Source organism: Kitasatospora sp. NPDC017646, assembly GCF_044329365.1.
GTDB lineage: Bacteria > Actinomycetota > Actinomycetes > Streptomycetales > Streptomycetaceae > Kitasatospora.
In genome coordinates, this window is record NZ_JBIRJC010000092.1 from 1 (window position 1) to 10,020 (window position 10,020).

12 protein-coding genes and 2 pseudogenes are annotated in these 10,020 nt (G+C 69.6%); 7 read left to right on the forward strand and 7 right to left on the reverse strand.

Translation table 11 applies throughout. The features are described from left to right. Window positions 1-682 precede the first annotated feature (682 nt). The 4 genes from ACH4J0_RS42185 to ACH4J0_RS42200 form a co-directional block, all read right to left on the reverse strand. On the reverse strand, window positions 683-1,378 hold the full coding sequence (locus ACH4J0_RS42185; protein ID WP_396246498.1) for a hypothetical protein: 696 nt from the start codon (window positions 1,376-1,378) through the stop codon (window positions 683-685). Beyond that, complete coding sequence (locus ACH4J0_RS42190; protein WP_396246509.1) at window positions 1,366-2,142, reverse strand: transposase; 777 nt, start codon at window positions 2,140-2,142, stop codon at window positions 1,366-1,368. The genes ACH4J0_RS42185 and ACH4J0_RS42190 overlap by 13 nt, the downstream gene beginning before the upstream one ends. 431 nt (window positions 2,143-2,573) lie before the next feature. Further along, on the reverse strand, window positions 2,574-3,581 hold the full coding sequence (locus tag ACH4J0_RS42195) for a hypothetical protein (protein WP_396246499.1): 1,008 nt from the start codon (window positions 3,579-3,581) through the stop codon (window positions 2,574-2,576). After that, entirely contained in the window at window positions 3,578-3,928 is a 351-nt protein-coding gene (locus ACH4J0_RS42200) for a PadR family transcriptional regulator (RefSeq protein ID WP_396246500.1), read from the reverse strand. Before ACH4J0_RS42200 ends, ACH4J0_RS42195 begins: the two co-directional genes overlap by 4 nt. Before the next feature lie 106 nt (window positions 3,929-4,034). Here ACH4J0_RS42200 and ACH4J0_RS42205 point away from each other — a divergent pair, with 106 nt between their 5' ends. The 3 genes from ACH4J0_RS42205 to ACH4J0_RS42215 all read left to right on the forward strand — a co-directional run bounded on the left by ACH4J0_RS42205 (window position 4,035) and on the right by ACH4J0_RS42215 (window position 5,099). Next, window positions 4,035-4,172: a hypothetical protein gene (locus ACH4J0_RS42205; RefSeq protein ID WP_396246501.1), complete on the forward strand. Its 138-nt coding sequence runs from the start codon at window positions 4,035-4,037 to the stop codon at window positions 4,170-4,172. A gap of 238 nt (window positions 4,173-4,410) precedes the next feature. Further along, window positions 4,411-4,641, forward strand: a complete 231-nt coding sequence (locus tag ACH4J0_RS42210) for a hypothetical protein (RefSeq protein ID WP_396246502.1) — start codon at window positions 4,411-4,413, stop codon at window positions 4,639-4,641. 59 nt (window positions 4,642-4,700) lie between these two features. Then, window positions 4,701-5,099 carry a hypothetical protein gene (locus ACH4J0_RS42215; RefSeq protein WP_396246503.1) on the forward strand — a complete coding sequence of 133 codons (399 nt, stop codon included), beginning with the start codon at window positions 4,701-4,703 and terminating at the stop codon, window positions 5,097-5,099. A 343-nt stretch (window positions 5,100-5,442) separates the two neighbouring features. Here ACH4J0_RS42215 and ACH4J0_RS42220 read toward each other — a convergent pair whose 3' ends face one another. Beyond that, window positions 5,443-5,676: a hypothetical protein gene (locus tag ACH4J0_RS42220; RefSeq protein ID WP_396246504.1), complete on the reverse strand. Its 234-nt coding sequence runs from the start codon at window positions 5,674-5,676 to the stop codon at window positions 5,443-5,445. Between the two features lie 351 nt (window positions 5,677-6,027). Here ACH4J0_RS42220 and ACH4J0_RS42225 point away from each other — a divergent pair, with 351 nt between their 5' ends. Beyond that, the gene (locus ACH4J0_RS42225) at window positions 6,028-7,227 is read left to right on the forward strand and encodes an alpha/beta hydrolase family protein (RefSeq protein WP_396246505.1); all 1,200 of its coding nucleotides are present in this window, start codon (window positions 6,028-6,030) and stop codon (window positions 7,225-7,227) included. A 295-nt stretch (window positions 7,228-7,522) separates the two neighbouring features. Continuing rightward, on the forward strand, window positions 7,523-8,011 hold the full coding sequence (locus ACH4J0_RS42230; protein ID WP_396246506.1) for a hypothetical protein: 489 nt from the start codon (window positions 7,523-7,525) through the stop codon (window positions 8,009-8,011). Between the two features lie 281 nt (window positions 8,012-8,292). Here the strand turns inward: ACH4J0_RS42230 and ACH4J0_RS42235 are convergent, their stop codons facing one another. Next, on the reverse strand, window positions 8,293-8,502 hold the full coding sequence (locus tag ACH4J0_RS42235) for a hypothetical protein (protein WP_396246507.1): 210 nt from the start codon (window positions 8,500-8,502) through the stop codon (window positions 8,293-8,295). A gap of 103 nt (window positions 8,503-8,605) precedes the next feature. Here ACH4J0_RS42235 and ACH4J0_RS42240 point away from each other — a divergent pair. Both ACH4J0_RS42240 and ACH4J0_RS42245 read left to right on the forward strand, forming a co-directional pair. After that, window positions 8,606-8,746 (forward strand): annotated as a pseudogene (locus tag ACH4J0_RS42240) (UDP-N-acetylglucosamine--N-acetylmuramyl-(pentapeptide) pyrophosphoryl-undecaprenol N-acetylglucosamine transferase); the annotation flags it as partial. Between the two features lie 168 nt (window positions 8,747-8,914). Further along, window positions 8,915-9,658, forward strand: coding sequence for a hypothetical protein (locus tag ACH4J0_RS42245; RefSeq protein ID WP_396246508.1), 744 nt, complete (start codon window positions 8,915-8,917; stop codon window positions 9,656-9,658). A gap of 62 nt (window positions 9,659-9,720) precedes the next feature. On the opposite strand, the pseudogene ACH4J0_RS42250 reads toward ACH4J0_RS42245, so the two are convergent. Further along, window positions 9,721-9,894 (reverse strand): annotated as a pseudogene (locus ACH4J0_RS42250) (IS5/IS1182 family transposase); the annotation flags it as partial. Between the last annotated feature and the right edge of the window lie 126 nt (window positions 9,895-10,020).

Below are 10,020 nucleotides of genomic sequence, written 5' to 3' on the forward strand. Positions count from 1 at the left end.
GCGCGCTGAATGGCGTCACCGGTGACGCATGGTCGACCACCACACCACTCGCGCACCGAGCCCCGCGGGACGCACGGACGAGCGGGTGGTGGCCGCGGTGAAGGAGGCGATCCGGCGTCGACGCGGGCGCTCCAAGGGCACGGTCAAGGCCCTGTTGCCGGGGGAGGCCAGGATTCCGGCGCAACGGCACGGGGACGCGGTCGCGATGTGCTCGCAGGCCACCTTCTACCGGCTGGTCGCCGCCCTCACCGACCCGCGCGAGGACATCCACGGCCACGGGGACGGTGTCCCCGAGCCGCGGGAGGGACGGGCGTTCACCCCGACCGTGGCGCTGCGGCCGGACGAACAGGTGAAGATCGACACCACGCGCCTCGACGTCCTCGCGGTCTTCGACGACGCCACCCTGGGCCAACCCGAACTGACGATCGCCGTCGACGTCGCCACCCGCGCGATCCTGGCCGCCGTACTGCGCCCCCACAGCACCAAGACCGTCGACGCCGCGCTGCTGCTCGCGGAGATAACCGTCCCCACCCCGCCCGGCCCACCTGGCCCGACGCGCTGCGCTTCGCCCGCTCCTCCATCCCCCACCGGGAGGAACTGCTGTCGGCCGACGAGCGCCTCGAAGGCGTTGCGGCACGGCCGGTGGTGGTGCGGAGACGATCGTCGTCGACCGCGGCAAGATCTACCTCTCCGAGACGTTCACCGCCGCCTGCCAGAGCCTGGGGATCAGCGTCCAGCCCGCCCCGCCCCGGGCGCCCCGACCGCGAAGGGCATCGTGGAGCGCACCTTCGGCTCCATCAACACCCTGCTGTGGCAGCACCTGCCCGGCTACACCGGCTCCAGCATCCTCGAGCGCGGCCGCGACGTCGAACAACACGCCCGCTACACCGTCGCCCAGCTGCAGGACCTCCTCGACGAACGGCTCGTCCACTGGCACCACCACCCCCACAACGGGCTGCGCCACCCCGTGCTGCCCAAGACACGGCTGACACCGAACGAGATGTGGGGCGCGCTGACCGCCGTCTGCGGGTACGTGCCGGTCCCGCTGACCGGGCGGGACTACCTCGAGCTGCTGCCCGTACGCTGGCTCACCATCAGCGACCACGGCATCCGCCTGGGCCAGCGCACCTGTGACCACGACCACCTCGGCCCCCACCGCGGCCAGCCCTTCCCCGTCGCCGCACGCGCAGGCCGGTGGGAGGTCCACCACAACCCCCACGACCTGCGCCAGATCTGGATCCGCCTGCCCGACCGCGCCGACCTGACCGAGATCCCCTGGATCCACCGCGACCACGTCCACCAGCCCTTCGACGACCGCACCTGGGACCACATCCGCACCCCCGCCGTACGCCGCGGCGACAGCGGTCAGGAGCAGCACGAGGCCGATCTCGCCCAGGCACTGGACGACCTCCAACGCCGCAGCAGTGCCGGCCACGCCACCCGCACCGAACAGGCCCTCCTCACCCGCGCCATGCCCGCCCGCATCCCCCGCCCCACCAGAACCGGCGCCGGCGCGGCGCACCCGGCGCAGCCGCTACAGCCGGTGCGGGAAGACCGCGCGGGCACACCAAGGCGGCCAGGCGTGGGTCCGACAAGGTCGCGGAGCACGGCGCGATGGCGGGAGACGAGGCGTTCACCAGCCTCGCCGAGGTTGTGCCCGACGTGCCATTTGTCTGCGCAGTGCTGGGCGTTCGGGGCGCCGGCGCGGGCGCCGTCAGCGAAGACCTGTGCGCGGTCGCAGCAGACGATCTCGACGCCGGGGTGCTCGCGCAACCATGCCGCGACACTGTCCGCGTCGCGGTCGGGCAGCAGGTCAAGGGGCTGGTGGTCTCGCAGTCGACCAGAAGGGTGTCGTAGCGGCGGCCCTTCCTGGTGGCGAACTCTTCGATGCCGAGCACGCGCGGAGTCGCCCCGGCATGTCCAGCACGGGCGCAGCGTGGTGTTGGCCGCGCGGGCTGCCTCCAACTGGGCCTGGGCCTTGGCCTCTCGCTCCTCTTCCGGCCGCTGCTGGTGCTTGTCGTGGCAGGACCAGCATCGACCGCCCGGGCGGCGGGTCCACTCCGTCTGTCCCTGGGGGCCGTACTCCCGGCTGCTCTCCCGCTTCGGCATCCTCCCGCAGTCGGCGCAGGCCAGGGTCCGCATCAGCTCGCGGTGGGCCTGGCGGGCCTTCTTCTCCCGGGCCTTCTGGCGCTCGTCGTACGCCTCGCGGGTGTCCGGGCTCTCCGGCGCGTCCAGCAAGGAGTGCCGGACTTCGGGGCCGTAGCGCCGCCAGACGGGGGCGAGGGGGCCGTGCTCGGTCAGGAGCTCCAGGGTGGTGGCGACGATGGGCACGGCGTCGCCGTACTCGCGCTAGCCATCCCCGTCGCCGAGGTGGTGGCCTTGCCAGTGGCGGCGGGGCATCTCGGTGAGCCCCGACTCTACTCAGGGCCTCCGGGAGCTGACGCCGAATCTCCGGGCCGACGTCTTTCGGATCGGCCAGCCCAGTGATCACCGGCGCTCCGCGAGCGCGGCGCCGACCCGGCCGCCGCGCTCGCGCAGGGGCTGGAGGTGCGCCCCTTGCCCGGCAGGGGCGATCAACCGACCGTTGGCGGCCTCCGCTCAGGTGCGGTCGGAGCCCAGCGGCTTTCCACCACCATTGCGGTGACCACCCCGACCACGGCAACCGCCGCGAGCACTCCGAGCTCAGCCATGGCCTCATCCCTGGAATACGGGCTCCACAGCGCGTGAATGGTCACAACCAGCGAGACCAGGCCGATCGGGGCACCGGCGAGTGCCGCGGCCGCAGGAGCGAATCGACCGCGCCGCAGGACTGGCACAGCCACCAGGAGCAGCGCCAGCTCGCAGACCGGCAAGGCGGGACGGAGCACACCGTCGAGCATGCTCAGGGATCGGAAGAGGCCATACGTGATCGTGTGGCCCCACATCACACCGCCGACCAGCACACCCGCGAGGGCGGCGAGACCGCGTCGCCAGGTGGCCGGGCCCAGCAGGTCCGGCGGGGCGGCGAGAAGGATCAGGACCCACAGCGCCTGGGGACCGACCTGGATGACCAGGCCGACCAGGCTCCTGATCCACACCGTGTGGTGGTGCGCCATGAAGTCGAGATTCTCGACAAGCCAGGTCACGACCGCTAGCAGCACGGCGACCGGTCCGAGCAGCCGCGCGACCGTCCACCGCCCCAACACGGCAGCGCCCGCCACGGCCAGGAACAACGCCTCGCTGCCCCGGCCGATCCAGTACGCGTAAGAGAACGGCGCGGCGGACGGAACCCACAGAGCGGCATCCCCGTGGCGCAGCCAGTCGCGTGCCAGCAGGTAGAGGTCCATCAGGGAGATGCCCGCCGCCGCGGCGGCCGCGAACGGGGCGGCCATCGCCGCCAGCCGTGCGAAGGTGCCGCCGGACCTTAAGCCCAGACGAGCCCGCACGCCGTGCCCCGCCAGGTCGAACAGCTCACGGGCGACGGCCCAACCGCTCGCGCCGGCCGTAATGCCGGCGAACACTGCCGTGATCTCCTCGCCCCACTCACGCCGGTACTTGGCCGGGTACAGGCGCAGGGTCCCTATCAGAGCGCGGTCGCTCATGATGCGAAGGCCCCCTTCAGCCACGGACGGGCGGCAGACAGCCGGCGATGGGCCTCGCCGGCGACGGCGCGGAGGCGTTGCGCCTCGGCGCTGAGCACCTCGCGGCCGGAGTCGCTGAGGGCGTAAGTGCGACGGGCCCGGCCGTCGACGATCTCCTCGCTCTCGACCCGGATCAGGCCCTGGCCGAGCAACCGGTCCAGCGCGCCGTAGAGAGTGCCGGTGCGCATCTTCACCCGACCGTCGGAGATCGCGGCGATCTCCTGGATGAGGGCATAGCCGTGCCTGGGGGCATCGGCCAGCGCGGTCAGCAGAAGCAGCGTGGGCTCTTGTAGGGAGCGTTCTGTCATGCACCTATATATATCTCCTACCGGCATATGCTGTCTTGCGAATCATCATTGAAGGGCGAATGTGCGTCATGAACACTGCCCCGCCGGACGGTTGGAACAAGCTGCTGTGCCGAGAGCCCCCGCCGATATCGAGACGCACGGCCGTGAACTGCTGGAACGCCGGGTCGAGCGGCAGCGGCGATACCACATGACGGCGCATCTGACGGCCGTACCCGACCAGGTCGAACTCGCCACCGCCGAGTGACGCGAAGGCCTGGCACCACACCGCGGCCGGCCCCGCCGTCACCGCCACCTTCCCCGAAGCCCTGCGCCCGACCTCCCCGGTACCCGGCCAGGAGAAGCTGGCGCTGCGGCACGGGCGCGAGCACCTGCTCGACGTAGGCCGGATCCACGCCGCCTTCGGCACCGACGCCCGCACCCGCGGCGAGTCCTGCGGCCCGCTCGACCTCCTCCCCCACCCCGAGCTGCCCGCCGGCGCCGAGGTGTACCGGCCCGCCGCCCACCTCGCCTACACCGCCGGCACCGGCGACGAGCAGCACCGGTTGCGGGCGTTCATCGAGCGCCACCGCCCCGACGCCGGAGACGAGCAGACCGCGGCACAGCTGGCAACCTGCGCCCGGGTCTGGGAGAAGGCGGGCGAGGACGAGGCAGCCCGTGCGCCAGGGCCCACCTGCGGGAGCTCTGACCGCGGGCCAGCCGCCACCCAGGAGTGAACGCCCGCCACCAGCCGAAACGGGTGGAGGATACGTTCACCGGTCGTCATGATCTGCACATGGAACAAGTCATCGATCTCGATCGCGCGGCTGTCGAAGTCACCGAGCGCAGACGAACCTGGGAGCGTCAGGGACTGACTGTTGGACATATGACCTGGCGAGACGAGGTCGCACCGTGGCCGAAGCACCTTGAAACAGACCGGTCTTCAGTCACCGAACCCGACTCGATCGGCATCCTCATCACAGGCCCCAGTGACGCAGAGCTTTCGGTCATCCTGTTTCGTGGCGGTTGGGCCGACATCGACTTCATGGCGGATGTCGACGACGCGGGAATGATTCCGGCCTCTGACATCAGCTCAGCCCAAGCCTTCGGTGATCTCCTCGATCGCTGCGTAACTCGGACCTTCGGCTTGAAAGGCTCCGGCCACACCCCACCACAAGCCACGCCCTGGGCCTGACGATAACGATCGGTGTCAACTCTTCACCGCGATACAGCGGGACACTACACCGCACACCCGGCTCCACCGTTCACCATCCCCGACCACGAACACCCGTGACCAGGGGAAAAGAACACCGACCACCCCAGTGAACAGCTACGCCGAACCAGTGAAAACCAAACGCCGAACATCATCCCGGCCAGGACTCCCCATGCCTGCCCGCCCCGTACCGGGGCGAGGACAGCAGTGCACGAGCCGCAGCACGCATCCCCGGAACGGGCGGGAATGCCACCGAAGCCCCGGCAGGAACACCCGTCCGGTCTTTCAGCCGAAAAGCTGACCGTCAGGCACCCAAACCGTTCATTTACTCCTCGGGCGGGAACCCGTCAAGCACGGAGACACCGCGACTCCGTGTCACTTCCGCGAGCGCCCGCCATTCGTCTTCGTCTTCCACAAGGAGGATTTCACGGGTGATCCTGTTGAAGATCGTCGGGATATCGACGATCTTGCCCCAATAGAGGATCCAGCCAGTCTCCGACCCATCCCAGAGATAGGCGTACTCCTCTAGATCACCCGCTGTGTGGCGTGCCGACGACATCCCATGTCCTCCCGCCTGGGTTCATACCGCCCGCCCCTACCAGCCGACAGTCATCCCCGCCCGCTACCGGAAACTGATGTCCGCCACGATAAGGAAACACCGGGAAAGTGTGCTGGCCTTCCATGGGGAGCCAGGGCCTGACGGCTCCGACGCCGAGGCCTCTCCCGCGGCCTTAGAACCCCTAACGGAATGCCGGTTGGCAGGGGCCCTGCTGCTGGCGGTATGCGTGGGCGCCGCACGACATACTCCCGGCGGATGACTCCGGTACCTCGCCGGGGCTACGAACGACACCGGAACGTTTGCATCCACGGGCTGATTCGACACGGAGCTGCGGAACCTAGCGTCGGTCCCATGAAACGCAATCGCCGTATCAGCGCCGTCGCGGCGCTGGCGCTCGCCGCCCTCGTCACCGGAACCGGCACCGGGTTCGCCGCCACGACCACACCGTCGGCCACACCGGTGGCCACGCACGCGTTCGACACCGCACCGGCCACCGCGCCCACACGATCCTTCCAAGGCACCCTCCCCGCGCCGACCGGCCCCTACGCCGCCGGCGAGGACGTCATCCACCTCACCGACGCGAACCGTCCCGACCCGTGGGTGCCGTCATCCGGGCCCCGCCAACTGACCGTCACGATGGTCTACCCCGCCGTCCCCGGGACCGGGACCCCGGCCCCTTACATGACCCTCGCCGAGGCAACCGGACACATCCAGCACGCGAAGATACCGGCGAGCTCCGGCATCACCCCGCAGAACCTTTCCAGCGTCACCACTCACGCCTTCGACGGCGCGCGGCCACAGAGGGGCAAGCATCCGCTGGTGGTCCTCTCACCCGGGTTCGGGGACCCACGCATGGTGCTCACCTCGCTCGCGACCGACCTGGCCAGTCACGGCTACGTCGTCGCGCTCGTCGGCCACACCTACGAGGACAGCGGCGAGACGCTGGCGAACGGCCAGACGCCGCCGTGCGCGATCTGCGACCACACGGAAACGCTCGACTTCGACTCCGTCGCCGCCAGCCGCGCGCTGGACGTGTCCTTCGTGATCGACCAGTTGACGCACGGCAGTAGCGCGTGGCGCCTGGCACACCTCATCGACAAGCACGAGATCGGCATGGCCGGGCACTCCATCGGCGGAGCGGCGGCCGCCACGACGATGATCGCCGACCCGCGCGTACGGGCCGGAGTGAACATGGACGGCACCTTCCACCCGGCCCCGATGCCCGGCCAGATCAACCGGCCGTTCCTCATGCTGGGTGCGGCCGACTACGACTCGGCCGGCGGTGGCGGCAACTGGGGGCAGGCCTGGGCCGCCCTCGGCGGCTACAAGAAGTGGCTGGCGGTCACCGGCGCCAACCACCCCAGCTTCACCGACGTGGACCTGCTCGAGAAGCAGGCCGGGTTCCCGACGCCGCCCCTCGACCCCGAACGTGGAATCGTGATCACGCGTGAGTACGTGACGGCGTTCTTCGACCAGACGCTGAAGGGGATCCACAGTCCGCTGCTGGACGGCCCCTCGCCGAACGATCCGGAAGTACTCTTCCAGTCCTAGTGCAGCGCCGCGCTGATCCTTCGGGGGCTCATGCGGCTTTGAGCGGGCTGCCTCGTAGGTCCAGCGGTAGGGCTTGACGTCGTGTTCGTCGCAGGCCAAGACGAAGATGTCGATGGCCGCGGCCAGTTCGTCAGGAGGCGAACTGGCCGCAGCGTAGTGGACGTCGGGTCAGGGGGGGAGACGAACAGCTCGACATGGCTGAGCCCGCTGGCGTGTTCGGGGGTGTGGTGGAAACCGGCAGCCAGGACGGGCACCAGGGCGGGCAGAGCCACGGCCTGGACCGCCGCCCGGATGCGTGGGCCAGCAGGACGACCAGGGCGCCGTACAGGGGCGCAGCAACGCCCCGGGTCAGGACGGCGGCGCCGATGTCCTGCGCCACCGAAGTCTGAGCACTGAATCCCCAGGTCGCGGGCGTGCTCAGTTCGACGGGCGGGAGCCCGACCTCGACGGATCTACCGCTCGTCTGCTGGCCGCATTCGAGGCCGTCGATGTCGAGGTCGCCGTAGAGGAGGATGTCGGTCACCGGGTGATCGCGTTCTTCGAATGCCTCGGCTGCGGTCGGGATCGACGCCACCAGCTGGTCGCCGGAGCCGTATGCCAGCCAGCCGGGCTGGGACCGATCGGCCAGGCGCGCAGGATCTCGCGCAGGCTCGCGAAGGCCGCGGAATTCTCGACGATCAGCATCCACGGTGCCGGGCCGATCTCGGACATCGCCAGCGGCGGCGGTGTCGGACGCGCGCGCAGGTGCGCTGTGATGTCGAGCAGGCCGGCGTTGACGAGGTGATTCCGCTCTCGATTCCGCTCAAGCGCTTCTCGTCGTGGTAGAGCTGGTAGGAGCGCTCGGCGAGAGGAAGGATCTCCGTCTGCGGGGTGTCGCAGAGCTGGGAGTTGATCGGACCGAGGAGCTCCCGGTCGGTCGGGCTCAGTCGGAGGCGGCTGGCGAAGGAGAGCCCGGGGACCCATGCTCTCCGGTCAGGATGGGAGCCAGCGGGCGGCACTTTCGGTCGCCGGCGCAATGGACCTTGCTGGTCTGCCCGCCCCTGGAGCGTCCGAGCAGGGCGGCCTTCAGCCGGAGCCTGCGCCGACGCCGGATACGTCGCCGTTCTTCCCGTTTCGGGTCGCCTGATGCGTCCCGCCCGTCTTGTTCCTCCAGGCCTCCCCCTTTTGCCGGGCCTTCTCCGCCTCCTCGGCAGTCTTCTCCGGGGCGGCCATGGTGTCGGAGTCGAGGTGCATCCCGGCGGCGTCGTGGTGAGCCCGCACGGTGGTGGAGTCCACGCTGACCAGGGACAAGTCCCACCTCACCCCGCTTCGCGGCTTCCACGATCAGGCCCTCCAGAACCCGGACACCAGCGACCTCGTCTCTCGACTGGCTCGGCCTCTGCGGCTGATCGTCCCCGGTGGCGGAACGGGCGGCCACACCTACCCGGCCCTCACCGCCGTCCGCGCCCTGCGCTCGCGGCTCGCTGAAGCCGGCGACGCCCTTGACGTGCTGTGGATCGGCACCGCCACCGGCCTTGAGAGGGCGGCAAGTAAGAGGCTCCGCCAGTAGGGGCTTCGAGACCCGACTGCTGACCACGCCTGGTCTTCAAGGGGTTGTTGCCTGGAGCGGGCTTCACGCTGCCGGGGTCGTCCAGGTACTGTGCGTTTGCTGATGCAGCCTCAGTCGTCAAGTTGAAAAAAGAAGTACATGCACATCCTGGAAGACCTCTCGAGTCTCTCCCCGCGTGCTCGAGGTCTGCTCGACCACACCGGATGTCGGCAGGAACCGACGGAGCCCAGGCTTCCCACGGAACTGCTGCGGGTCCGCGACCGCAAGGGTCGGCTGATCCCCGCCCCGATGGAACTGGTGATCCGGCGCGAGGGCTTCGCGCAGAGGTACGGCGGACTGCGCTACACCGTGCGCACAAGTCTCGCGAGTGCGAAGCGCGGGCGCTCGGAGTACAGCCTTGAGTGGAGCCACGAGCTGGGGTCGTATGTGTGGCCCGATCCCGTTCGGGGCTGGTTCTTCGACTGGGATGGACCGCGCGCTGCCCACCCGATCCGCTACCTCGTCCACACCGACGGGCGTGTGGGAGCCGAGAACACCGCCGGCGACGGTGTCTTCCAGGAGATGGAGGCATCCATGATCCACCGAATCGAGTCCCACGCCATCATGGACGAGGTCTCGGCCTGGGATCCGTGGCCGCTCGACAGCCACGGCCTCGCCACCGCCCGGCACCTGGACAACCTCAGCGAGGTCGCTGAAGCATCGGGCCCCATGCGGAGCTGGCGGATGTCCGATGCCGTCGCCGTCATGGAGTTCGCCGGCGTGAGCACGAAGTTCCCGCGCGAGCGTCAGGCGTGGATCTGGTTCCGGGGCGAGGACGGCCACCGGCAGGTCAGCGCAGCAGCAGTGCTCGCAGCCAGAGCTGATGATCGGCAGGCTGCCTGAGGGTGCGCCGCGATCTGCCGTCATCGATGGCAGATCGCGAGGTGATTCCACTCCGGTCGGGCTCATCGGATGCGGGGGCTTCGAGGGCGGGTGTCCCAGCGGTAGAGGGTCCAGGAGCGTCGGATGAGGCAGCGGACGATGATGAGGGTGCTGGCCAGGGTGAGGAAGAACTCGATGGCCGATCTCCGGCGTTCGGTGCGGCGTCGGAGCTTGCCGACGTTGTTCATCCAGGAGGTTGGGTCGGCCGCGCGGCGAGGTGCCTGACTGAGAGGACGTTAAGTCCGTTTCTGGTAGATGCCTCGTCCGGGTTGGGTGAGGAAGCCCTGGCGGGTGAGGCGTCCGAGGCGGGAGCGGGTGACATT